At 63.8% G+C, this 25153-nt stretch carries 20 protein-coding genes; 13 read left to right on the plus strand and 7 right to left on the minus strand.

The window, feature by feature from the left end:
- Positions 1–142: 142 nt before the first annotated feature.
- The 5 genes from C444_RS13160 to C444_RS13180 all read left to right on the plus strand — a co-directional run bounded on the left by C444_RS13160 (position 143) and on the right by C444_RS13180 (position 5205).
- Positions 143–1669 carry an aldehyde dehydrogenase family protein gene (locus C444_RS13160; protein ID WP_004593412.1) on the plus strand — a complete coding sequence of 509 codons (1527 nt, stop codon included), beginning with the start codon at positions 143–145 and terminating at the stop codon, positions 1667–1669.
- 1 nt (position 1670) lies between these two features.
- The gene (locus C444_RS13165; RefSeq protein WP_004593413.1) at positions 1671–2042 is read left to right on the plus strand and encodes a hypothetical protein; all 372 of its coding nucleotides are present in this window, start codon (positions 1671–1673) and stop codon (positions 2040–2042) included.
- Between the two features lie 119 nt (positions 2043–2161).
- Entirely contained in the window at positions 2162–2641 is a 480-nt protein-coding gene (locus C444_RS13170) for a Tfx family DNA-binding protein (RefSeq protein WP_004593414.1), read from the plus strand.
- Positions 2642–2842: 201 nt separating this feature from the next.
- Complete coding sequence (gene lysA, locus C444_RS13175; protein WP_004593415.1) at positions 2843–4078, plus strand: diaminopimelate decarboxylase; 1236 nt, start codon at positions 2843–2845, stop codon at positions 4076–4078.
- The gene (locus tag C444_RS13180; protein ID WP_004593416.1) at positions 4078–5205 is read left to right on the plus strand and encodes a M20 family metallopeptidase; all 1128 of its coding nucleotides are present in this window, start codon (positions 4078–4080) and stop codon (positions 5203–5205) included. Before lysA ends, C444_RS13180 begins: the two co-directional genes overlap by 1 nt.
- A 24-nt stretch (positions 5206–5229) precedes the next feature.
- On the opposite strand, the gene C444_RS13185 is transcribed toward C444_RS13180, so the two are convergent.
- The 5 genes from C444_RS13185 to C444_RS13205 all read right to left on the minus strand — a co-directional run bounded on the left by C444_RS13185 (position 5230) and on the right by C444_RS13205 (position 10750).
- Positions 5230–5874: a phosphoribosyltransferase gene (locus C444_RS13185; protein ID WP_004593417.1), complete on the minus strand. Its 645-nt coding sequence runs from the start codon at positions 5872–5874 to the stop codon at positions 5230–5232.
- A 92-nt stretch (positions 5875–5966) separates the two neighbouring features.
- Positions 5967–7274 carry an MFS transporter gene (locus tag C444_RS13190; RefSeq protein WP_004593418.1) on the minus strand — a complete coding sequence of 436 codons (1308 nt, stop codon included), beginning with the start codon at positions 7272–7274 and terminating at the stop codon, positions 5967–5969.
- A 92-nt stretch (positions 7275–7366) separates the two neighbouring features.
- Positions 7367–8749, minus strand: coding sequence for an adenylosuccinate lyase (gene purB / locus C444_RS13195; RefSeq protein ID WP_004593419.1), 1383 nt, complete (start codon positions 8747–8749; stop codon positions 7367–7369).
- 131 nt (positions 8750–8880) lie between these two features.
- A complete protein-coding gene (locus C444_RS13200) occupies positions 8881–9948 on the minus strand; it encodes a zinc-dependent alcohol dehydrogenase family protein (RefSeq protein ID WP_004593420.1) in 1068 nt (355 codons plus the stop codon).
- 247 nt (positions 9949–10195) lie between these two features.
- Positions 10196–10750 (minus strand): hypothetical protein, encoded by a 555-nt coding sequence (locus C444_RS13205; protein WP_004593421.1) that lies wholly within the window; start codon positions 10748–10750, stop codon positions 10196–10198.
- Positions 10751–10887: 137 nt separating this feature from the next.
- On the opposite strand from C444_RS13205, the gene purH reads away from it, so the two are divergent.
- The 7 genes from purH (at position 10888) to C444_RS13240 (ending at position 20261) form a co-directional block, all read left to right on the plus strand.
- Positions 10888–12468 (plus strand): bifunctional phosphoribosylaminoimidazolecarboxamide formyltransferase/IMP cyclohydrolase, encoded by a 1581-nt coding sequence (gene purH / locus C444_RS13210; protein WP_004593422.1) that lies wholly within the window; start codon positions 10888–10890, stop codon positions 12466–12468.
- 153 nt (positions 12469–12621) lie between these two features.
- Positions 12622–13608 carry a formate/nitrite transporter family protein gene (locus C444_RS13215; protein WP_004593423.1) on the plus strand — a complete coding sequence of 329 codons (987 nt, stop codon included), beginning with the start codon at positions 12622–12624 and terminating at the stop codon, positions 13606–13608.
- Positions 13609–13644: 36 nt separating this feature from the next.
- Entirely contained in the window at positions 13645–14184 is a 540-nt protein-coding gene (locus C444_RS13220) for a hypothetical protein (RefSeq protein ID WP_004593424.1), read from the plus strand.
- A 42-nt stretch (positions 14185–14226) separates the two neighbouring features.
- Positions 14227–14943: a hypothetical protein gene (locus tag C444_RS13225; protein ID WP_004593425.1), complete on the plus strand. Its 717-nt coding sequence runs from the start codon at positions 14227–14229 to the stop codon at positions 14941–14943.
- A gap of 482 nt (positions 14944–15425) precedes the next feature.
- Positions 15426–17870, plus strand: a complete 2445-nt coding sequence (gene folP / locus C444_RS13230) for a dihydropteroate synthase (RefSeq protein WP_004593426.1) — start codon at positions 15426–15428, stop codon at positions 17868–17870.
- Positions 17871–17946: 76 nt separating this feature from the next.
- Positions 17947–18585 carry a class I SAM-dependent methyltransferase gene (locus C444_RS13235; protein ID WP_004593427.1) on the plus strand — a complete coding sequence of 213 codons (639 nt, stop codon included), beginning with the start codon at positions 17947–17949 and terminating at the stop codon, positions 18583–18585.
- A 182-nt stretch (positions 18586–18767) separates the two neighbouring features.
- Positions 18768–20261 (plus strand): globin-coupled sensor protein, encoded by a 1494-nt coding sequence (locus C444_RS13240; protein ID WP_004593428.1) that lies wholly within the window; start codon positions 18768–18770, stop codon positions 20259–20261.
- Positions 20262–20288: 27 nt separating this feature from the next.
- On the opposite strand, the gene C444_RS13245 is transcribed toward C444_RS13240, so the two are convergent.
- Positions 20289–22154: a DEAD/DEAH box helicase gene (locus C444_RS13245; RefSeq protein WP_004593429.1), complete on the minus strand. Its 1866-nt coding sequence runs from the start codon at positions 22152–22154 to the stop codon at positions 20289–20291.
- Between the two features lie 101 nt (positions 22155–22255).
- On the opposite strand from C444_RS13245, the gene C444_RS13250 reads away from it, so the two are divergent.
- Positions 22256–23995: a Na+/H+ antiporter NhaC family protein gene (locus C444_RS13250; protein WP_004593430.1), complete on the plus strand. Its 1740-nt coding sequence runs from the start codon at positions 22256–22258 to the stop codon at positions 23993–23995.
- 48 nt (positions 23996–24043) lie between these two features.
- Here the strand turns inward: C444_RS13250 and C444_RS13255 are convergent, their stop codons facing one another.
- A complete protein-coding gene (locus C444_RS13255) occupies positions 24044–25102 on the minus strand; it encodes a glycosyltransferase (protein ID WP_004593431.1) in 1059 nt (352 codons plus the stop codon).
- Positions 25103–25153: the final 51 nt, after the last annotated feature.

The following is a 25153-nucleotide window of genomic DNA, read 5'->3' on the forward strand; positions in this document are numbered from 1 at the left end:
TCATTTCGACTATCGGACTGGCATCGGCAAAAAGAAACCAATATAGGTTTCATTAATTCCAAAAGGCAGCTATTTGTAATTGCCAATGACTACACCACCGCATAACTTTAAGTATTAATAGTAGTAAATACCGGCCGTAGATATGTCTAGTGACAGTAAAGAGCAGAGCACCACAGAGCGGAAGTCAGCGATAAAGAAGCGGCACGAACAGGCGGCAAACGAGGTACTGCCGGATCGGCGGGAACTGTACATCGGTGGGGAATGGGTCCGGAGCAGCGCCGGGGAGACATTCGAAACGATAGACCCGACAACCGGTGAAACACTTGCGGAGGTGCAGGCCGGCACCGCGGAGGACATTGACAGTGCGGTTGCGGCCGCGTGGGATGCCTACGACGAGACGTATAGCGATATGTCTACAGGCCAACGTCAGGCGATGCTTGACGGTATCGCAGACGCCATTGCGGAGCGAAGCGAGGAGTTCGCAAAGCTCGAAAGTTTAGATAACGGGAAGCCGATTACCGAGGCGCGGATCGATATCGACCTCGTTATCGACCACTTCCGGTATTTCGCAGGCCTCGCTCGGTCGGGCGAGGGACGGACCATCGAGACTGACGACAGCCGGCACGTTCAGACACTCCGGGAGCCGTACGGGGTTGTTGGACAGATAATCCCGTGGAACTTCCCGCTGCTGATGGCGGCCTGGAAGCTCGCCCCGGCGCTGTCGGCTGGGAACACTGTCGTACTGAAGCCTGCCGAGGAGACGCCGCTGAGCGTTCTCAAACTGATGGAGATTACAGAGGACGTCATTCCCGACGGCGTCGTCAACGTCGTCACCGGGTTCGGCCCGGAAGCGGGGGAACCACTCTCGAAACACCCTGATATCCGGAAGCTAGCGTTCACCGGGTCGACAGAGATCGGGAGCAAGGTGATGCAAAGCGCCGCCGAACACATCACCGACGTGACGCTGGAACTGGGTGGAAAGAGTCCGCTCGTCGTGTTCCCCGACGCAGATCTGGAACAGGCCGTCGAGACCACGATTACGTCTATCTTCTTCAACACCGGCGAGTGCTGTTGTGCCGGGTCACGGTTGTTCGTCCATGAAGACATCAAAGACGAATTCTTGGATGAGCTTGCGGCTGCAGCCGAAGATCTGACTGTGGACGACCCACTACTGGAATCGACGGACCTCGGCCCGAAAGTAACCGCGGAGCAGGTGGAGCGGACACTGGGCTACATCGAGGAGGCAGAACAGGAAGGTGCGGCCTTCGTCACCGGGGGGAGCCAGCCGGACGACGAGGCCCTCTCGGATGGGTGCTTCGTCGCGCCGACGCTCATCGACGAGATTGACCACGACAGCAAAGCGGTCCAAGAGGAGATCTTCGGCCCGGTTCAGGAAGTGTTCAGCTGGAGCGACTACGACGAGATGATACGGCTGGCCAACGATGTCGACTACGGTCTCGCAGCAGGAATCCTCACAGAAGACCTCTCGAAGGCGCACCAGTGTGCAAAAGACATCGAAGCGGGGAACATCTGGGTCAACACCTACAACGACTTCCCGGCAGGCCAGCCGTTCGGCGGATACAAGCAGTCGGGAATCGGTCGAGAGATCGGACAGGAGACAGTCGACCACTACACACAGACGAAGACGGTGAATATCTCACTCGATTGATGTGACGGTCCCGTTCCCGCAAGTCCCGCCCGGACAGATCGAAGCCGCTAACGTGTCCATCGCCCCTGACGGGACGAAATACGTCGTCCCATCGGGGATGCACGAGCGGCTGTACCGAGCGGTGGTGCCCGACGCCGGTGACGGGGCACGGGACCCCAAAACCGAATTGGCGCTGGCCGGATGGGTGTCACTGCACACGGACGGGCTGACCAGGCGTGTGTACATCGATGCCCCGGATGACTTCACCGAGATGGCCATCGTACAGCGGTTCGCCCGGTCACACGACGCTGAATCGATTGTCATGGCATGCCACCCCAGCGGCGACGTGACCCGCTGGCAGTCGCCAGGCACTGTCTCCGTTACCGAACAGTGAACTCGGCAGTCAGCAGCCTGTCGCTCAGGGTCGGCACGCCACCCTGCGTAGTACAATCAGGGATGCCGGCTCGCGGCTGGCAACAACGTTATTTTCACTCCGGCTGCCGACCTGTGGCTATGGATGAGCAAATCGATCCCGACGAGCTGCTCGCTGCTGTCGGTTTTGATGCGGACGAAAGCGTGCTAACGCGCCGTCAAGCGGAGGTGCTTGCGCTCCGCGAAAACGATGTCCGCCAGAGCGATATCGGGGACTTACTCGGTACGTCACGCGCGAATATTTCAAGTATAGAACGTAATGCGAGAGAAAACGTCGAAAAGGCACGCCAGACAGTCGCCTTCGCGAACACCCTCACAGCACCCGTTCGTGTTGACATCGAGGCCGGGACCGATATCTACGATATTCCACAGACGGTGTATGCCGCCTGTGACGAAGCCGGTGTGGAGGTCAATTACGGTTCCTCGAATCTGTTACAACTCATCGATGACTCCGTCGATGGTGCGATTCAGCAGGACACGGTACAGGTGCCACTTCGCATTGATGTGACAAACGACGGTGTCGTACACGTTCGAGAACGGTCGGCAGAACGCAGGGGGTGACTAGGAACAACTTCAATAGCAGTACTACTGACTCGGATCGACAGGCACGGCTCACACACCAGTGTATCCGCGCTGATGCGGTTGTTTCGTGCAGCACCCTCCACAGCCGACCGTCGCACGATAGCAGAGATGGCAAGCGGTTGGGGTGCTGTGTGCATCGAAACGGAACCCTTGTTAGCCGCCGACACCGTGGTTTCCCCAATGAGCCACGACTCGCCGCCGGTCCGCCGCCTCGCGGACTGGGACCACGAGCGTCTGCAGGCGGTGGCTGCCGAACACGGCACGCCGCTGTACGTCGTCGACCTCGACCGCGTCGCCGAGAACTACGAGCGGTTCGCCACGGCGTTTCCCGACGCCCACGTCATGTACGCTGCGAAGGCCCACACCGGGCAGGCCGTCCTCTCGAAACTGCTTGAAACGGGCGCTGACATCGAGTGTGCCGCCTGGGGGGAACTCCAGCGGGCTATCGACGCCGGCGCGGACCCCAACACGCTCCAGTACACGGCCGTCAATCCGCCGGACCGGGACCTCGACTACGCCGTCGACCTGGCCGAGGACCATCCCGGGCTGACGATCACGGCCGGCGCGCGGGACACCTTCGACCGCCTCGAAGAGCGGGGCTACGACGGCCGGGTCGCCATCCGCATCAACCCCGGCATCGGAACGGGCCACCACGAGAAAGTCGCGACGGGGAAAGACGCCAAGTTCGGCATCCCCTACGACGAGGTGCCCGAAGTCGCGGCCGACGTACGCGAGCGCTTCGACCTCGTCGGTTTGCACGCCCACGCCGGCAGCGGCGTCCTCCACGACGACCTAGATGATCACTGCCGGGCCATCGCCAAGGTCGCAGACATGGGCCGGGAGGTCATCGCCGACGGCGCGGCCCTGGACTTTGTCGACTTCGGCGGCGGCTTCGGCGTCCCGTACCGCGAGTCCGTCGAGCCACTGGACATGGAAATCGTCGGTGAGAAGGTCCGCGACGCCGTCGGAGACCTCGACGCGCAGGTCAAACTCGAACCCGGCCGCTACGTCGTCGCTGACGCCGAATGCATCCTCACGGAGGTCAACACGGTCAAGGAGACGCCGGCGGTGACCGTCATCGGCGTCGACGCCTCGCTGGCGACGCTCATCCGGCCGGCGATGTTCGGCTCCTACCACCCGATCCGGAACGTCACCGCGCCGGAACGGGCGGCCGAACCGGTGTCGGTCGGCGGCCCCTGCTGTACGAGCGCAGACGTGTTCTGTACCGACCGGCCCATTGCTCGACCCGAACGGACCGACCTGCTCGCTATCGGCAACGCTGGCGCGTACGGCTACGAACTGGCGAACCAGTTCCACTCCCAGCCACGGCCGGCAGAGGTCGCCTTCGAGGACGGCGAGGTCCGAGTCGTCCGCGAGCGCGAGACGCTGGCGGACGTGACCCGCATGGAACGGTAATGGCGTTCGACATTCCCTCGTTCCACCAGCGGGCCGTCGAAACGCCGTCACACGAGCGCGTCGACGAGATGCGCTCGCTGCTGGTCGACACGCTCGAAGACGCCGGTGAGTACCCGGAGATAGACGATCTCGGAAACGTCGTCGCCTCGCGGGGCGACCCCGACGGGACGCACATTCTCCTCAACACCCACATCGACACCGTGCCGCCGCATCTCCCGTATGAACGGCGGCGGGAGCCGCCGGGGCCGGACAAGACTGTCGACGGCACTGGCGGCGACGGGGACGGCGATATCGTCTGTGGCCGCGGGGCCTGTGATGCGAAAGGGCCGCTTGCAGCCCTCCTCGATGCGTTCCTCACTGTGACACCTGAGGACGGCTGCGTCACGCTGGCGATTTCCACTGATGAGGAGACGACACAGACTGGCGGTGCACACCTCGCTGACACTATCGACGCTGACGGCTACATCGTCGGCGAGCCGACTGGCCTTGACGTGTGTACGGCCGCTCGCGGCCAGTTCGAGGGGACCGTCACCATCCACGGCGAGAGTGCCCATGCCGCTGACCCCGGCAGCGGCCACAACGCGATTCGGGCCGCCGCGCCGATACTGCAGGCGATGGAAAGCTACGACGAGAAGAAAGGACCAGGCGAACACGAAACGCTTGGCCACCCTATTCTCACCCCGTCGATGGTTGAGGGCGGCGAGGCGACCAATCAGGTCCCGGCGGAGTGCGCCATTACGTTCGACCGACGGAGCGTCCCGCCGGAGACCAGCGAGTCCTTCTGTGCGGACCTGCAGGCCCACCTCGAACAGTGGCTCCCGGAGTCGATGGGGCTTACCGTCGAGCTCATCCGCCCGGACACGCCGTTCCCCGAGGCGTTTGCGACCGATACCGACGCGGACTTGGTCCGCACACTGCAGGAAGCCAGCGGCGGCGGGGTCCGACAGTTCGGAGCCGCGACGGAAGCCTCGTATTTCGCGAGCAACGGACCAACTGTGGTGTTTGGCCCTGGCGATCTGAGCGACGAACTGGGTGCTGTCGCCCACTCGAAACGCGAGTACGTCCGCCTCTCCGAAGTGCGAACCGCGGCACGAGCCGTGCGGGAGACGGTCGAGCGACTGGTCTGAGTGGCGGCCTCCTGACGGATCAGCCTACGCCGACCGCCGTTGGACGAGATCGGAGAGCGCCGTCGTCGCGTCTTCGTCTGTCACGCTGTCGAACTCCTCGTAGTAGTCCGAGGTAGCCTGGAACGCTGCCGGTTTCAGCGGGACGACTACGTCGTCGGTCCACCGCTGTACTTCCTCAAGCACGTCCGGCGGCGCGACGGGGGCGGCGGCGATGACCTCATTGGCACCGGCCTTTCGCAGGCGCTGAGTGGCGACTCGCATGGCCGCACCCGTCGGAATCCCGTCATCGACCAGCAGGACCCGCTTGCCGGCCACGTCGAGCGGCCCCCACGTCTCGCCGTAGTCGACCGCTCGCGACTCGACAGTGTCGCTCGCGTGCGTCTTCGCCTCTTGAATGTACTCCCAGTTCACGTCCAGAAACCGCATCATCGGGCTGTTGATCCACGAAAAGCCACCCGGCGCGACGGCTCCGATAGTCAAACCCGGGTGGTTCGGCGCGCGTATACGTTGTATGACGATGACATCCATCGGGAGGCCGGTCGCGTCAGCGACAACGTTGCCGACGGGGACGCCGTTTGGTGCAAGCGTGACGACGATATCGCCGACGACATCCCGCCGGCGCAGCGCGGCCACAAGCTGTTGCGCCGCATCCGAGCGGTCTGTGAACATACCACATTATATGGAATCCTACATCCTAATCGTTCCGGTTAGCGGTCCCTGCAGTTAGTGACCGGCCGAGCAGTCGGGCGCAGTCCCCGTGTTCAGTCCTGCGGGGCCGGCTGGTCCGACTCTGACCCGAGGTGCAGCGTCTCTTCAACCTGTGTGTACGTCAGAACGAGTCCGACGAACGCGAGCGCGGCACCGGCGGTGAAGGGCGTACTGAACGACCCAAAGTTGTACAGGAGACCCGACGCCAGCGGCCCGATAGCGACACCGAGTCCGAAGGCCATCGTCAGCACGGACAGCGTCGTTCCGGACCCGCGCGCGCCGGCCAAATCACCGGCAAGAGCGAGCGACGGGGCGAACACGAGCGCGACGGCGATACCCTGAACGAACCGTGCCAGAAGCATGAGCCACGGGCCTGTCACGAGACCCTGTGCGAACACCGACGGGACGAGGATGACGAACCCGGCGACGATGAACGGCCGCCGGCCGAACCGGTCGCTCGCTCGGCCGATGGGTACCTGGAAGACGACGTTCGCGATGACGACGGCGGCGAACTGAACGCTGAAGAACAGCGTCGACTCGTCCAGCCGCATCCGAATAGGACCTTCGAGCGTGGCAAACAGCGCGATGGTGGACGCCATCATGAACGTGCCGACACCGAGGACAAACACCGAATCCAGCCCCTCTCCGTCCCGGTCCAGAATCGCTATCGAGAGGTCCTTTCCGGCCTCCGCTTCGAACGGTGGGTCCTGAATCAGAGCCCACACGAGAGCAAAGCTCACAACAGCGCCAAGTACGGCGATAGCGAAGGCGGCGGTGAAGCCGGATATCGCAGTGCCGGCGACCCGGTAGGTCACCACGTCGTTCGCCGCGAGTCCGCCGGTGATGACGACGCCGGCGATTATCGGCCCGAAGCCAAACCCTATAAGCCGGAAAGTGTTGAACACGCCGAAGTTCCCGCCGCGCTCGGCATCATTCGCTGCGTAGTCGTTGACCAGCGCGACTGTTGCCGGGATCGTGAAGGCCGCGCCGAGTCCCTGAAAGGCGCGCGCGGCCAGGACCGTCCAGTACGAGGAGAGGAACGGGTAGGCCGCGCTGCCGATAGCGAACAGTACCAGCCCGGTGAGGACGAAAGCCCGGCGCTTGCCGGTCCGGTCCGAGAGCCGCCCGGTGAAAGGCTGGCCGAAGCTGTTCAGCAGGCCGAACAGGGAGAGGACCAGCCCGATGAGCGTCTCCGTCTGGAGTGTGAATCCGAATAGCTGTTGGCCGGCGATACCGGCGAGCGACACCTGTCCACTGGCGATGTACAGGGGGAGCACGATGATGAGAAACGAGTTGCCCAGCGCGTCCGCCATCCGGGCGAACGCGAGCGTCAGGACTCGCGTGTCAGTGCCGAGGACCATCTATCGTCAACGAAGGCGGCCATACTCCTGATAGTTGCGTTCGCCGCGGAGTACGTGTCGACCCGAAAACGGTGTCGGCCAGACAGCGCCCCTCAGCTGTCGTCGGCCTGCTGCTCCGCGATGCCCGTGTAATCGGTCGGCGTCAGCGCTTCTAGTTCGGTCCGCACATCGTCACTCACGTCGAGGTCGGCGAACATATCGTGGAAATCCTCGATAGTGACCTCGCGGCCCCGCGTGGCCTTTTTGACCTGCTCGTAGGCATCGGCGTACCCTTCGCGGCGGAGAATCGTCTGTACGGCCTCACCGATAATCTCCGGCGTCGCGTCCAGGTCGTCGCGCATCACCTGCTCGTTGGGGACGACCTTCGCCAGCCCGTTCTGGCACTTGCTGTAGCCGATGAGACAGTGGGCGAAGGCGGCCCCGATGTTGCGCTTGACCGTCGAGTCCGAGAGGTCCCGCTGGAGCCGGGAGTTCGTCACGTAGTCGCCGAGGAACACCAGGTCGGAGTTGGCCTTCGAGAGGTTCCCCTCGCTGTTCTCGAAGTCGATGGGGTTGACCTTGTGGGGCATCGTCGAGGAGCCCGTTTCGCCCTCGACGGCTTCCTGCCCGAGGTAGCGGTCCGAGACGTACAGCCATACGTCCAGATCGAGGTCCAGCAAGATGTTGTTCGCACCCCGGAGCGCGTCGAACAGGACCGCGAGGTCGTCACAGGGGTTGACCTGCGTCGTCAGCGGCTCGTGGTCCAATCCGAGGTCGGCAACGAAGGACTCGGCGAACGCCGGCCAGTCGACCTCGGGGTAGGCGGCGACGTGGGCCGCATACGTACCCGATGCGCCGGCGAGCTTCCCGGAGAGGTCGTCGGTGGCGCGCTCCACGCGGCCGATGGCCTGCCCCAGTCGGGACGCGTAGACGGCCATCTCCTTGCCGAAGGTCGTCGGCGTCGCGGGCTGGCCGTGGGTGCGAGCCAACATCGGCACGTCGGCGTAGGTGTGGGCCATCTCCACGAGCGTGTCCCGAATCTCGCGGAGTTCGGGGACCAGCACCTCCTCGGCGGCGGGCTTGACGAGCAGTCGCTGAGCGAGGTTGTTCACGTCCTCGCTGGTCAGCCCGAAGTGGATCCAGTTGGCGGCGTCGAGGTCGTCGGGCATCCCCAGCCGGATGAAGTACTCGATGGCCTTCACGTCGTGATTGGTCGCCGAATACTTCCCGTACCCCTCAGTTTCTAGTTGCTTGACGACGCCCGCGTCCGTATCGTCGAACTCCTCGTACAGTGCCCGGAGCGTCGCGCGCTGGGCGTCATTGATTGTCAGCGGCGTGGCGTCAAGGTCGGCAAGCGCGATGAGGTACTCGACTTCCACTTCGACGCGGGCGCGCATCAGCGCCCGCTCGCTGGCGTACGGGACGAGCGGTTCGGTGTAGCGGGCGTATCGGCCGTCGAGCGGCGAGACGGCGGCCAGTGGCCCTCTCTCGGTCATACCCGAGTGTGCGCGGGAGGCGCGAAAAAGCGTGTCGTTCTCCCCCAACCACGGCGCAGGACAGTAGCGACGCGTGGCGTGACAGTGGAACGGGACAGAAACGGGGGTTCAGGTAAAATGTGGGTGCGTCGTCAGTTACTGAACTCGTTGCAGACCGGGATACCGACCGTGTTGTAGTCACTCATCGCGGCCAGTTCGTCGGGCACCTGATGGATGTCGACCGTGTCCTCGACCAGCGCGGTCGGGTCGAGCTTGCTCGATTCCACCATGTCCAGCATTTCGCTGTACCGGGACGGCTGGAGGCCGAGCGACCCCTTGAAGTCGATTTCTTTGGCGACGAACTCGTCGGTCGGGAGCGACACCATCCCTTCCTCTTCGCTGGTGGTCAGTCCGATCTGGACGTGCGTCCCACCCTTACGCAGTGAGTTTACCGCATTCTGACAGGTCGTTGCGATACCGAGGGCATCTGCGGACACGTCGGCCCCGCCGTCAGTGATATCCCTGACCTCCGTTGCGGGGTCGTCGACTTCCTGTGCGTTGACGGTGGCGACAGCGCCGAGGGCTTCCGCGCGCTCCAGTTTCTCGTCCATCAGGTCGACCCCGATGACGTTGCCGCCGAGGGCGTTCGCGATGTGGACCGCCGAGAGCCCGATGCCGCCGCAACCGTGGATGACCACGTCGTCGCCGGCACTGACCGGTGCCCGGTGGGCCATCGCGTGGAACGAGGTCATGAACCGACAGCCCATGCCGGCGGCCGACTCCGCGTCGATACCGTCCGGGAGCGGAACGGCGTTGAGATCGGCGTTGGGAATGTGGACCTCCTCGGCGAACGCGCCGGGAGCCTGGTTCATGAACCCGAGCCCGATGTGGTTCTCACAGATGTTCTCCCGCCCGTTCCGACAGAGGTCACAGCTTCCGCAGGCGAAGTTGAACGGGATGGCGACTTCCTGGCCTTCCTCGACGTTTTCCACGTCCTCGCCGACAGAGACGATCCGGCCTGTCGGCTCGTGACCGAGGATGTGTGGCGGATCCGGCCGGTAGCCGAACCAGTCCCAGTCCCCCTGCCAGCAGTGCCAGTCGGACCGACAGATGCCACAGCCGATGACCTCGGCGACGGCACCGTCCGGCTCCGGCTCGGGGCGTTCGACGTCCTGTACTGTCAGCGGTTCCTGAAACTCTTCTAGTAGTACTGCCTGCATTACAGCATTAACATTGGATATCTTACTAATGAAGATTATGGTTTTCAAACTACAATAAATTCGTTGTCGAGAAGTATTGTACCCTCAGTTTTGAGGATGGGAGTTCTTACAGAATAAGTCAAGATTACTCTCAGATATCCGTCTATAGCTGCCAGAGTCGGTAAAACGTGTCAAGTATATCCCTGTTCGTCTGCATGGAAGCGCCTCCGAAAGAGAGTGAAAATACGGTCCCGCCGGCGGGCAATCTTCAGGTCAGCCAGCCGTAATCGCCATCGGCGTCGCCGAAGCGGCCGTCCGGCGGGTCAAAGCGGTAGAGGTCCTGTCCGAGTGCGGCCCACGCAAGGCCGTAGACGGTCGCCGTCGCAGGCTGAACCTCGAATCCGAGAAACACGAGGGTCCCGAGGGCGAGCAACACGCCCAGCCACGGTGGCTGGATGCGCGTCCTGACGAGACCGACAGCGACCAGCAGTGACCCGCTGACCAGCACGAGCACGCCTATCCCGATGACCGCCTCGCCGCCACCAGTGAAGAGGCGGAGCAGTTGGCCGCCCCCGAAGACGAGCGCGCCGAGCGCGCCGAGCCACGCGCCGATGGTCCCGGGTCGCTTCATTCGTGCGCCGTAGAAGCCCTCGACGGCGTAGTGGCCGGCCGCGACACCGAGTGCGGAGAGGACGGTTCCGACCAAGACGGGCGTACTCGTAGCAGTCTGGGCGGTCGCGGATAGCGCCACGGCCCAGCCGATCCAGACGACACCTCCGACGGCGGCGACTGCACCCGCGCGCTGACACCGTAGCTTCGCCATACGAGCGAGTTGGCGGCGGGCTACAAATGCACACCGGACCGGCAGTGGTGCCGGGAGTTCGGTGTGCCCCGGTCGCACGCGACAGGGCGGACGGGGGTTTCGCAACAACTTTGCACGGGCCGGTCCGTCGGTCGCACATGAAACTCGCCGGTATGGCCAGCAACCGCGGCCGAAACCTCATGAACATCGCGGACCGCGCCCCGGGCGGGGCGTCCTTCGCCGTTGTTCTGACCAACGACGCCGACGCACCGGTCCTCGAAGCAGCCGCCGAGCGCGGCATCCCGACCGAAGTCGTCGAGCGCGGCGCGGACGAACCGCGCCAGTCTCACGAGGAGCGCGTTCTCGACGCGCTCTCGGAGTACGACTTTGACCTCGTCACGCTTGACGGCTACATGCGCGTTCTCAGCGAAACGTTCCTCGAAGGGACACCGACCGCGCTAAACATTCACCCGAGTCTCCTGCCGAATTTCACCGGGGCGAACGCCCACGAGCAGGTCCTTGACGCCGGCGTGAAGGTGACAGGCTGTACCGTCCACGTCCTCGACGAGAGCGTCGACGGCGGCCCCATCGTCACGCAGGAACCCATCCCTGTCTTCGAGGACGACGACGAGGACAGCCTCAAGGAGCGCGTGCTTTACGAGGGCGAGTTCACCGCCTACCCGCGTGTCATCGAATGGTTCGCCGAGGACCGCGTGACCATCGACTGGGACGAGGGCACCGTCTCTGTCGAGGGCGACGACGGCGGCGACTTCCCCGCGCGTCGCATCGTCTCGGACGACCTCGCGGCGAGCCTGCGCTACGGGGAGAACCCGCATCAGGACGCCGCGCTGTACACCGACACGACCGTCTCGGAGGCCAGCGTCGTCCACGCCGACCAGCTCAACGAGGGCGCGAAGGCGCTGTCGTACAACAACTACAACGACGCCGACGGCGCGCTGAACCTCATCAAAGAGTTCGAGGAGCCCGCCGCCGCGGTCATCAAACACACCAATCCCGCGGGCTGTGCGACCGCCGACTCCGTGGCCGACGCCTACGAGAAGGCCCTCTCGACGGACCCGATGAGCGCCTTCGGCGGCATCGTCGCGCTGAACCGCGAGTGTGACGCCGCCACCGCCGAGCAGATCATCGACTCGTTCAAAGAGGTCGTCGTCGCGCCCGGCTACACCGACGCCGCGCTCGACGTGCTGTTCGAGAAGGACAACCTCCGGGTGCTAGACGTAAACGAAAACTTCGAGGTCACGGACAGCCTGACCGAGAAGCCCCTCGTCGGGGGGCGACTGGTCCAGGAGCGGGACACCCAGCACCTCTCGGCCGGCGACCTCGAAGTCGTCACCGAGCGCGAGCCAACCGACGAGCAGATCGAGTCGATGCTGTTCGCCTGGCACACGCTCAAACACGTCAAGTCCAACGGGATCCTCTTCGCCAAGGGGACGGAGACGGTCGGCATCGGAATGGGACAGGTGTCCCGGGTCGACGCCGTCCGGTTGGCCGCGATGAAGGCCGACGAACACGCCGAGGGCAAGGACGCCGAGGGCGCGGTGATGGCCTCGGACGCCTTCTTCCCGTTCCCGGACGGCATTGAGGAGGCTGCCGCCGCCGGCATCGAGGCTGTCATCCAGCCCGGCGGCTCGAAGAACGACGAAAGCGTCATTGAGGCCGCGGACGAGCACGATATGACGATGGTATTCACCGGGCAGCGGTCGTTCAGACACGACTGAGCAATAGTGAAGGAGTGTCGGCTCCTCGATAGACGAGCGTCACGAGTCTATCAGTGGTTCCATCACGACTGACTGCGGACTTTTTCTGCGGCTTTGGCGGGCTGACCATCGGCAACGAAAGAGGTTTGCGACCGGATACTGAATCAGCGACCGATGGCAGACAATGAAGACAGGGAAGAGGCTGTCCGCGATGCCGTGGACGTTTCTCGAAGCGGTGCGCCGGCGGGTGGGAGTGTCATCCGGGACCGGTTCTCCGCCGACGAGATATTCCAGCGCATCGTCGTCGCGGCAGACGAAGAAGTAACAGTTGGGACCCGTGAACTGTTCTTCGCCGGGATCGCGGGCGGGTTCGCTATCACGGTCACATTCATGCTGTACGCGTCATTGTACGCGAAGACCGGTGGTGACCCGATACTGAGTGCGCTGTTGTACCCGCTCGGGTTCGTTTTCATCATTCTCGGGGATTACCAGCTCTACACCGAGAACACGCTCCCGCCGGTCGCGCTCGTCCTCGAACGGCTGGCGAGTATTCCGTCGCTGCTCCGTATCTGGATCGTCGTCTTGGTGTCGAACGTCTTCGGCGGGATGCTCGGCGCACTCGCGCTGGCGACGACTGACGTTCTCTCCGACGACGCGGCGGCGGCCGCCGCCAGCTTCGCGCAGAAAGCTATCGCAACATCACAGCTGACGCTGTTCTCGAAGGCGGTGTTCGCCGGCCTCATCGTCGCTGGCGTCGTCTGGGTCGACTACTCGCTGCGGGACAGTATCTCCCGGCTCGTGTTGATTTACATCGCCTTCCTGGCGATCCCGTTCGGGAACCTCTACCACGTCGTCGTCTCCGCGACGGAGATGTTCTACCTCGTGTTCATCGGCGAACTGGCGCTGTCCGTCGGCCTCTGGCAGTTCGTTCTCCCGGTACTTCTCGGCAACTCCGTCGGCGGCGTCGTGCTCGTGACCGTTGTCAACTACTTCCATACGACCGAACGACGGCTCGAAACAGCGCGGGATCAGGGGTCCAAGCGCCAGCTCACCATCCGGGAGTGGATCTGGGGCGGGTGGTCCGCTTCGGGCCGCTCGTACGTGCCGGCGACCGACGAAATTCCCCGAAGCGATCCGGAATCGCGAGAGGACGAGCGCTGACACAAACCATTTCAACATCCTCCGGCTATCGTTGGTGTGAACTGGGTGAGAGATAACCGGCTGCTGCTTCTGTTTGCCGCCGTCGTTCTGACGACGCTGGGGGCCATCGGGCTGGGAATCGTCGGTGTCGTCGCAACAGTCGGGGCGCTTCTCGGTGGCGGCGCGGTCATCCAGACCTTCGCCGGGTTCCTGCTTGGCACCCTATTGCTTGTGGGCGTCGACATCGTTTTCTCGGTCGCATTGGTCCGTGCGCTGGCCCGGCGGGCGTCGGTGCCGAAGAGCCAGCGGGTCGCTGGTGGGCTCGACCGTCTGGAATCCGTCGTGCCACCGCTGGCATCGCTCGGCCTCTCGGACGTGTTCGCACCGCCGGAGCCGACAACCGAGGAGCGACACGAGGCGTTGACGCGCCGGTACGTCGAGGGAGAACTCTCCGAGGCCGAATACGAGCGAGAACTACAGGCGCTTCTCGGCGAAGACGAGGACCCGGAGATAGAACTGCAGGACGTTGCCGATATCGAGACCGAACTGTCGCGAACCACGACAACCGACACCGAGTACGAACCCGCCCGGGAATAGCACTGAGCGGGTTTTACATGGTCGCCCGACGACGGGTCAAATATGGACGCACCGACGTTTCTTGAAGTCGAGGTGGAGCGGGACGCCGTCGCCTCGGTACTCGACGCCGTTCCCGGCGTCGCTGTCGTCGACGACGTTACTGCTGCCCCATCACCGGGACCGGCAGGACCGGATAGAGCTGAAGATTCCGGCCCGGACCTAACGGATCGTCTCGGGTCGCTGTGGCGACAGTGGGGGTTGCTCGGAACGGGGCTGTCGCTCATCGCGCTCGGCGCGGCGACAGCCGGACTCTGGTGGTACCGCCGTCGCAACGCTGCCGAAACTGATGTCGGTAGCACCGACGAGGACACGTCGGAATGGGCCACGGAACGTCCAAACGAGACGCCACCGCCGGCTGAACCGACCGTCGGCACGCCGTCGCCGACCGACACGGAGTTCGAGCCGCCAGCAGCGGTAGAAGAGACCGAGGACACGCCGACTCCAGAGGCGGAGGAAACTGCGCTGGCTGGAGAGAGACCACAGACAGAATCCGAGTACCGACAGCAGGACAGCGGTGGAGACACCGAACCGGCCGGCGTTGCCGGGTCGGCGACCGAGACGGACACTCTGGAGCAAGCGGAGACGGAGCCAACTGAGACAGACACGGACGAGCGTCCGGAAGCGAAGATCGACCCGGCACCGCTGCTGGGTGCCGCGTTCCTGATTCTGTCGAGCGCGCTCGGTCGGTGGGCCACGCGTGACCGGAGCGAACAGGCGTAGTTGTCACCGGTAGTGGCGATAGGTAACAGTAGTTGCCAATATAGTTTCTTTATTCAGCTGTAGAGGTGAAATGCCCGCTCAGTGAGCCTGCAGACTGAACGACTGATAAAATGAACCGAAACACCTGTGAGATATGAATAAAACCCTATCGTATGACTGGGACTGCCGCCAGACAGAAGGACATTATGGTTATGATTATCGGCCTCCAGCTCAGTATCATCGGAGCCGCTATTGACCAATTAGTTTTTCTCCTCGCTGTTGGCCCACTGTTCACCTTCGCAGTGTACACGAACGAACTTAGGCGGAGATGATAGATTTTGCACCTGCACTGACCGATACAGCCATTTCAGTTTCAGAGGGGTAGCTGAATACAGAAACCGGATTACCAACTACTGGTAAGGAAACGGGCGTTCGGGGCGTCTTCACGCCGGAGACACGCAACAGTCCGACAGGCTAAAGCGACCGGCTCCGATAGCCCGACCATGGAGTTCCACGAGGCCGCGAACTTCCTCTTCGAGTTGCGCCGGTTCGCCCCGCGAGCCGGTACTGATGCCACGCAGGACCTGCTATCGTCGCTCGGTGACCCACATGAAGGACTTCGCTGCGTCCAGATTGCGGGGTCCAACGGAAAGGGGTCAACCGCGCGGATGGTCGAACGAACGTTACGGGAAGCCGGCCTCGATGTCGGACTGTACACCTCGCCACATCTCGACGACGTGCGCGAGCGGATCCGTATCAACGGGCGGAAGCTCTCCGAAGCCGCGCTCGTCGAGTTCGTCGAATCGATCCGAACATACGTGACTGAACAGGGCGCGGCCAACGATTCGCCCACCTTCTTCGAGACGCTGACCGCGATGGCGCTGTGGGAGTTCGACCGCCAAGACGTCGACGTCGCAGTGCTGGAAGTCGGTATCGGCGGCCGATACGACGCCACGAGCGTGGTCGACCCGGCCGCCAGCGCTGTCACGTCCGTGACGCTCGAACACACCCATATCCTCGGCGACACCGTCGAGGAAATCGCCCACGACAAGGCCCACGTCGCCCCCGAGGACGCACCGCTGGTGACCGGGACGACTGGCGACGCACTCGCAGCCGTCCGCGAGGTCGCTTACGACATTGTGACTGTCGGCGAGGACGACGACGCCGACGTGACGGCCACGTACGGCGGTCGCGAGGGGCTCGAAGGGGCAGTCTCGGTCGACGGCCCCGACTGGAGCGTCGATACTTACCTCCCGCTGCTTGGCGCACACCAGGCACAGAACGCGGGAATCGCGGCCACGCTGTGTCGGCAGGTCACGGACGTCTCGCAGACGGACCTCGAACGCGGGCTCCGAAACGCCCACTGGCCCGGCCGGTTCGAGGTGATGAACGAGTCGCCGCTGGTCGTCCTTGACGGGGCTCACAACCCCGGGAGCATCGAGCGTACCGCGGAGACGCTGTCCTCGTTCGACTACGACGACCTCCACGTCGTCATCGGCGCGATGGTGGACAAGGACCACGAGCGTATCGCCGCGGCGCTGCCGGACCTGGACCACGTCGTCGCTTGCCAGCCGAACGTCGACCGGGCAGAGTCCCACCAGGTCGTCGCGACTGCAGTGGAGAACGCGACCGACGCGACGGTCGAGACACGCAGCGACGTTGCAGGGGCGCTCGATATCGCACTCGACGCGGCGGAGTCTAGCGATGCGGTCCTCGTGGTGGGGTCGCTGTACGCCGTACGAGAGGCCCGGACCAACTGGTCGCGCTCGCTGGTCTCCAAACAGGTCGACTCGCTGGCCGAGGCACGCGAGACCATCGAGAGCGCCCACGTCACCGCGGCCGGGGCCCAGCGGATGCGAGGAAAGGGCGTCCACCGCGTCCTGCACACCCGCGTCCAGCCGCGACAGGCACAGTATCTCAAGGAGGAACTGCTGTCGCTGGGCGGCGAATGTGCGATTTCCGGCCTGAGCGGTCAGGACGAGGAGTCCATCGATGTGGTCATGATGGCGACGATGGCCCAGTACAAGCGCCTTGCGGGGAAACTGGACGGCCAGCCCTACGGGCTCGCGTCGTTCGCCGACGAACTGCGGTCAGCGCTGTCTATCCAGCAGCCCGAGCCGGATACGTCGACAGTATATCCATGGGACGACGGGACGGCCGTGATGGGCATCTGCAACATCACCCCGGACTCCTTCCACGACGGCGGCGAGTACAACGCCGCCGAGGACGCCGTCGCCCGCGCCGAGCGGATGGTCGAGGCCGGCGCGGATATACTCGACATCGGCGGAGAGTCGACACGGCCCGGAGCGGAGCCGGTCCCGGTCGAGGAAGAAATCGACCGCGTGGTCCCGGTTATCGATGCGCTCTCCGAGCTTGACGTCGCCATCTCCGTCGACACGCGGAAAGCCCCTGTCGCGCGAGCAGCGCTCGATGCCGGTGCAGACATCCTGAACGACGTGTCCGGGCTCGAAGACCCGGAGATGCGCCTCGTCGCCGCCGAGTACGACGTACCGGTGGTCGTGATGCACTCCATCGAGACGCCAGTCGACCCCGACAGCGACATCCACTACGACGACGTGGTCGAGGACTGCATCGATCAGTTGACGGAGCGCGTCTTGCTCGCCGAAAAGGCCGGGCTCGACCGTGACCAGATTATCGTCGACCCCGGCGTTGGCTTCGGGAAATCGCCCACGGACGATTTCGAACTGCTTGACCGCCTCCCGGAGTTCGAGGCACTCGGTTGCCCTATTCTGGTGGGGCACTCCCACAAGTCACTGTTCGGACTGGTCGGACAGGAGGCGGGCGACTGTCTGGAGGCGACCATCGCCGGGACGACGCTGGCGGCCGAACGGGGGGCCGACATCGTTCGCGTCCACGACGTCCCGGAGAACGTTGCCGCGGTTCGGGTCGCTGAGGCAGCTCAGAACCCGAGGAAATTCGAGGACTGAGCGGCGCTGTTCGCTGGCGGCTGTCTGTGATTCTACCGGACCGAAAGCACTTACGCCACCACCGAGCACCGCTGGTATGGATCAGCGAGACATTGTCCGCCAGGGGTACGACGAAATTGCGAGTACCTACGCTGAGAAGCGGGACGGGAACGGTCGCGAACGGACCCTTGTCGAATTGCTTGCAGCGGCCCTCCCTGATGGTAGTCGTGTCCTCGATGCAGGCTGTGGTGCGGGTACACCGGCAATGGAAGTTCTCGCCGATCAGCACGATACCATCGGACTGGATATCTCAGCTGAACAGCTCCGTACTGCTCGTGATACTGTCGACTCCGACGGACTGGTCCGTGGTGACCTGGCGGCGCTCCCGTTCGCCGACGATATGTTCGACGCTGTTGTCTCCTACCACGCCGTCATCCACGTTCCCAAGGACGAACACGCCACTGTCTTTTCAGAATTTGAGCGTGTGCTCCGGCCCGGCGGGCGACTCCTAGCCGCGCTGGGTGACGATCCATGGGAAGGTACGAACGACGACTGGCTGGATACCGGCACCGCCATGGCCTGGAGTTTCCACGGTCGTGAACGTAGCGCAGATCTACTGATGGAAGCCGGCTTTCGCGTCGAATCGGTCGAACCGGTCGACGATGAACTCGGAGGGACCTTCGCCATCTTCCAGGCACAACCGGCGGACAGCAAGACAGTGTCGGGTCACAACTGAATCAGGGAAGCGTTTGTGCGGAGAAGGGGTCTATAAGCAGGACTATCCGAGCAGTTGTTCGGTTCGACAGGACTGGGCGGTACAAGCGACCTACCCACTATATTGAGGTCTCTATCACTGTTCTCTTTCAACAATGAAAATCGGGAGCGAACATATAAGGTCTGTATCGGTGGAGATTCGCCATGGGATTACGGGACGGGAGTGAGACCTCCCGAGAGCGTATCAGTTCTTCTGACAGAAAAGAGGTCGACGGTAGAACGCTTACTGATCGTATTGGACTTGACACCGGAGAGATACGCTGGCGGAAGGAGTTCACTGGATTCGACGAGTCGGACGTCGACAATCTGACCGCGATGGCAGACGAGACGGACGCCCGAGCCGAATCTGTCGTCGACGACTTCTACGATCACCTCGAATCGTTCGACGAAACCGTCGAGATTTTTGGGCGGTCCACCAAGTCGGTTGACCAGCTTAAAACCACCCAGTCGCAGTACCTCCGCGACCTCGTCACCGGGACCTACGACAAACAGTACTTCGAGAACAGGGCCCGAATCGGGAAGATTCACGACATGCTCGACCTCGGCCCGAAGATCTATCTCGGGGCCTACAGCATCTACTTCGAACACTTCCTGCGGACAATCGTCGAGGACCTACAATCGGGCGACGCTGCCCGGGACGAGGCGCTCGAAGAGATGCAGTCGCGGGCGCTCTCCGTGTTCAAACTCCTGAACCTCGACCAACAGGTGGCGATGGACACCTACATCGACTCGTACAGCCAGCGCCTTGAATCAGCAATCGATGACCAGCAAGCGCTGATGGAGGAAGTCGAGAGTGGACTGCAGGAGCCTATCGACGAACTGAGCGCCTCAGCCGAGGAGGTCGCCCAGACGAACCAACAGATCAACGCCGCTGCCGAGAGCCAGTCCGAATCAATGGACGAAGTGGCAGGCGAGGTCGCGGATATGAGCGCGACAATCGAAGAAATCGCCTCGACCGCCGAGGAAGTCACGAGTACCAGCACGTCGGCCGAGCGGAAGGCAGAACGCGGGAACGAAGCCGCACAGCAGGCTGCGGCCATGATGAACGACGTTGACGACGCCGTCGATACGGTGTCCTCAGACATCGCCGGCCTCCGGGAGCAGGCCGACGAGATCGATGACATCGTCGAGGTAATAAACGATATCGCGGACCAAACCAACATGCTCGCGCTGAACGCCTCCATCGAGGCCGCACGCGCCGGAGAGGCAGGCGACGGGTTCGCCGTCGTCGCCGACGAAATCAAGACACTCGCCGGTGATTCACAGGAACACGCGAACCAGATCGAGGACACAGTCACGGAGATTCAGGACGAGACCGTCGACGCCGTCGAGAGCCTCGAAACCGTGACCGAGCAGGTGACGGAGGGCATCGACCAGGTCGAGACAGCGGCCGAACAACTCGAAGAGATTGTTTCGGCAGTCAACGAGGCATCACAGGGCATACAGGAGGTGTCGGCCGCGACCGACGACCAAGCGGCATCGACCGAGGAGGTCGCCAGCATGATCGACGAACTGTCGAGCGGCATCGACGACATGACGGCACAACTTGACGACCTCGCGGCGACGAACGAAGAACAGACAGCGAAGATTCAGGACGTGGCCGAAACCGCGCGCCGGCTCGACACCGACACGGAATAAGCTCGACTCACACCCAGCACCCCTGACTTACTCCTCGACTTCGGGCGGTTCGACCGCCTCAGCCTCCGTCTCCGTCACGCGAATCCCCTTCGAAGCGAGGTGGCGCATCTGGCGGCGGACGAAGTCCTCCTCCGTCGTCCCTCGCGTCGCGAGAATGACCATCCGGGCGTCACCAGCGGGGCGCATCGTCCGTCCGGCCCGCTGTGCGCCCTGTCGGCGGGACCCGCCCAGTCCAGAAGCGACGAGCGCGAGTTCGGCGTCCGGGAGGTCGATCCCCTCATCGCCGACGCGGGAGACGACCAGCGTGTTCAGTTCACCCCGGCGGAACTCGTCGAACAGCTTCTCCCGACGGGCGTGTGGCGTCTCGCCGCTGATAAACGGCGCGTCGATGGCCTCGCTGATGGCCTCGCCCTGGTCGAGATACTCGATGAACACGAGCGCCTTCGCGGCGGGGTTCTCGGCCAGCGCATAGCGGATCTCGTCGATTTTCCCGGTGTTGCTGGCGGCGGCCTGCCGGCGGTCGTGGCCCGACGTGGAGCTGTACTCGGACTGCTCGGTCTCGTTGCCCCACGGCACGAGCCGGATTTCGACCTCCGGCTCGGCGACGTAGCCCTCGTCGAACAGCTTGCCCCAGTCCGTGCCGATTGGCGGGCCGATGAGCGTGAATATCTCTTCCTCGTCGTCGCTCTCTCTGGTCGGCGTGGCGGTCAGCCCCAGGCGGTGTTTGGTCTGGAGATCGGCGCTCCGGCGGTGAATCGGCGACGGGACGTGGTGGACCTCATCGAAGACGATGAGGCCCCACTTGCGCTGGTCGAACAGCTTCCGGTGGCGGTCCATCCCAGCAGTACGGTAGGTGGCGATGGTAACGGGGCGGATAGACTTCTCGCCGCCGTGGTACTCGCCGATGTCGTCGTCGGTCAGGGAGGTGTGTCGGACCAGTTCGTCGTGCCACTGTGTCGCGAGCTCGCGCGAGGGGACGAGAATCAGCGTCTCGCCGCCGACGGCGGCCATTGCGCCCATGGCAGCGACGGTCTTGCCCGACCCCGGCGGGCCGACGAACACCCCCGAGCCCTGCTCGGTGAACCGCTCGACCCAGTCCTGTTGGTAGTCCCGCAGGCGGAGGCGAAGGTCCATCTCGATGGCGTCGCCCGTTTCGAGATCACGGTCGTCACGGACCGGATAGCCCGCCTCGTACAGCGTGCGCTTGATTTCGGCCGTGGCGTCCTCGTTGACCCACGACTCCGAGTCCGAGATGGGGGCCCGGAGATGGTCGTCGTCGAGTTTCGGCCGGGCGACGTTGCCCATCAGGTCGTCGCTGTCGGCTTCCAGCACGACGTAGCCGTCCTCGTGGGTCTTCAGGCGGAACTTCCGGGCGCGTTCCCACTGGCTCGTTACCCACTCTTCGAGGTGTGGCGAGCGCTCGCCCAGCACGTCTCGCATCGTCGTCAGCAGGTCGTCTAGGGACTCGTGAGGCGCGGCCCAGATGTCCTCCTCGCGGAGTTCGTACACGTAGCCGCCCGAGCGGTTGGTGTCCTGGAGGCGCGCGAACTGCGAGAGCTGTGCTCGCGTGAACTGTTCGGGGTGTTCGACGACGACCTCCCGCCGGTCGGGAAACAGGACCACGCGCTCGCGGTCGGTCACCTCGGCGATGTCCGTCGGATACCATACAGACTCGACCTCGGACACGTCCTGGCGCTCGATGTCGCCGTCGTCGGCGAGATGCTCCAGTTCTGCCCGCGCCTCGTCGGGCGTCAGGTCCGTTTTACGGGAGAACTCCGTCGCCGTCAGGTGCGGGCGGCCGACGGCGTCAATAGCGTCGTAGACGGCGTCGAGTTCGAGTTCCGTGGCGGGGTCCGAGTCGTCGTCTCGGTCGGCTGGCTCCTCGGCTGTCACTACTGATTGGAGGGTGTCGACGCTCAAACGGGTTTCGTCTGGGCGACCACCCCGTCGGTCCGAACACGTACCTTAATATAGCGCCACCCAGACCTGCCGGCATGGTTGAGGGAATCGCGGCTGGACCGTGGTCGATCGTTCCCGCGCTCGTCGCCATCGGTCTTGCCTGGTACACCCGGGACGCGCTTATCGGGCTGTTCGTGGGCATCGTCATCACAGGCGTACTGGTCGGCGCGTTACATCCCCAGGCTGTTGGGGTTCCGTCGGACCTGATCACCGCTGGCGGTGAGGTGGCGACAGTCCAGCCACAGGCGGAGGACGGGAGTCCGTGGACGGTTGGTGTCGGTGGCATCGTACTCGGAGCGATATTCGGATTGAAGCTCGTTCCGGAGATAATCGCCACGGCCCCGCTGTTCGGGGAGTGGTACGTCAAGAACGTCCTGCTCGCCATCTTCGCCATCGGCGGGCTGATCGGACTGATGATTCGTTCCGGGGCGATCCAGGGCGTGCTGGAGGCGCTAGTGGCACGAGCCGACTCCGCCGCGGACGCCGAGAAGGCCGCGTTTCTGGCCGGCATCGCCATCCACATCGACGACTACTTCAACTGCCTCGTGGTCGGCTCGATGATGCGCCCGCTGACCGACAAGTTCGACGTGTCACGGGCCAAGCTGGCCTACTACGTCGACTCAGCGGGGTCGCCAGCGTCCCGGCTTGCGTTCTACTCGACGTGGGGGGCGGCGATGGTCGGCTTCATCGGGGGTGGCCTCGTCGAGGCACAGCGGCAGGGCACGCTGCCGTCCGGGATGACGAACTTCGTGAACACCGGCGGTGAGCAGGTCACCGCGGCGACCGGGGCCGTCTGGCCGCTGTTTTTCAATACGCTGTTTACCGGCTTCTACTCGTGGATCGCGCTCGGACTCGCCGGTCTCGTCGCCTGGCAGATCGTACCAAACATCTACGGGATGGGAACAGAGGAGTCCCGAGCGAGAAACGAAGGGAAGGTCGTCGGCGACGACGCTGACCCGATGATATCTGCGGAGATGGACGAATACGAGATGTCCGAAACCGCTACACCGGACTGGCGGAACTTCGCCTGGCCGATCCTCACCATGATCGTCGTCGGCCTCGGCGCAATGTTCTGGCGGGCCAGCCCCGTCATCTACGTCAAAGGGAAGGAAGGGATGGGGACCACCCTGCTCCAGCTCGGCAGTTGGCAGCTCATCACGCCGCCGAGCGGGCCGTGGGCGTTCAACATCGGCGGCGTCCAGCTCGGTCTGGCTTCGTTTTCGGCGCTCATCGTCGGCTTCCTGCTGTATCGCTTGAAGGGCGACATCCCGTCCAACGATGACGCGACTGATGCGATGATGGTCGGCTTCAAAGGCATCCTCCTCGCGGCTGTCATCCTGATGTTCGCCAGTTCCATCCAGAACGCAGTGACGATACTGGGTGTCTCGTCGTTCGTGACGAACGTCTTTGGCGGCGTGCCGGCGTTTGTTATCCCCGTCAGCGTCTTTCTCCTGACCTCCTTTGTCAGCTTCTCGGACGGGTCGTCGTGGTCGACCTACGGCATCATGTTCCCCATCGCCATCCCGTTGGCGTTCTCGACGGGCGCGAACCTCCCGCTCGTCCTCGGTGCGGTGTTCAGTGGCGGCATCTTCGGCGACCACACGTCGCCGATCAGCGACACGACCGTCTTGGCGTCATCGACGAGCGGAAGCGACCACATGGTCCACGTCAGGAGTCAAGCCCCCTACGCCCTCATGGCGGCGGGTATCGCGGCCGTGCTGTTCCTCGTGTTCGGGCTGGTGCTTCCCGAAGGTTTCCGCGTCATCCCGTACTGACCGGCGGCACGTCTGTGGCCGTCGTCAGCGCGTCCGAACGCCGTTCGATTAGAAAAGACCGATACCTTCGATTCGCTTCTCGTAGAGGTCTTCGTACTCCGCCCGGACCTGTGTGTGGTCGAACTCGGCGAAGGACTCGTCGACTGTCCGGCGCTCGAAGCCGGCAGACTCGGTGATTTTGTCGGCGATCTCCTGCGGGTTCGTCACCCGGAAGGCGCGGCCGCGCTGCTCGATGAGTTCATGGGCTGACGACTCGGCCTGGTACTCCACGATGCCGATACAGCCACAGGCCATCGCCCAGAGGAGGTCCGTGGCGAAGTATTCTCGGAACGCCGTCTGGACGAACACGTGTGCGCCCTTGTAAATCGAGACACGCTCTTCGATATCGCACGCGCCGACGAAGGTCACGCGGTCGTCGATTCGGAGGTCGGCCGCCTCCTGTTCGTAGTACTCCCGTTCCGGGCCGTCGCCGATGATCGTCGCCGACCAGCCCTTCTGTCTGAGCTCCGCCAGCCCGAGCAGCAGCGACTCGACGTTGGCGCTGCCGTCCAATCGGTGGGCGTACACCACGTCGATCTCCTCGTCGGCCTCTGCTTCCCGAACGAGGTCCATGTCGATGCTCTGTGGGAGAATCGCGGTCTGGTCCGCCGTCGCCCCCCGCTCACGGACCCGCGTACGGACAAGTTCGGAGGGGGTGATGAGGCAATCGGACGCGCGGAGTGCGAGGGTGGCCCGGCGGCTCTCGGGCACGTCCTCATCCCCGTACCACTCCGTAAGAAGCGGCGCGCGCGCCAGCGTTGCACCGGCCTTGGCCGCCAGTACGACCGACGCCGGCGTCGGATGGACGTGAACGATGTCCGGGCGGTATCGTGCGAGCATGACCGGCAGGCGAACACAGAACGAGGGGACGGTCGGCGAGACGGTGACGGCACGGTACGTGATGCCGTCGCGCTCGCGCTGGTTATCGAATCCCGGCCACCACTGCGAGCAGAACACGGTCACGTCGTGGCCGGCAGCGGCGAGTTCGGTAGCCACCCGCTCCAGCCGGGTCCGGCCCACTGTGTCCCGGTACTGACTCGTCTCCATGGCGACGACCGCGACACGCATACAGGGGCGACGACGTGGCCGCTCAAAAATCCACCCGTTCGCGGTTGGCAG

The sequence above is a fragment of the Haloarcula japonica DSM 6131 genome, from assembly GCF_000336635.1.
GTDB classification, from domain to species: Archaea; Halobacteriota; Halobacteria; order Halobacteriales; family Haloarculaceae; genus Haloarcula; species Haloarcula japonica.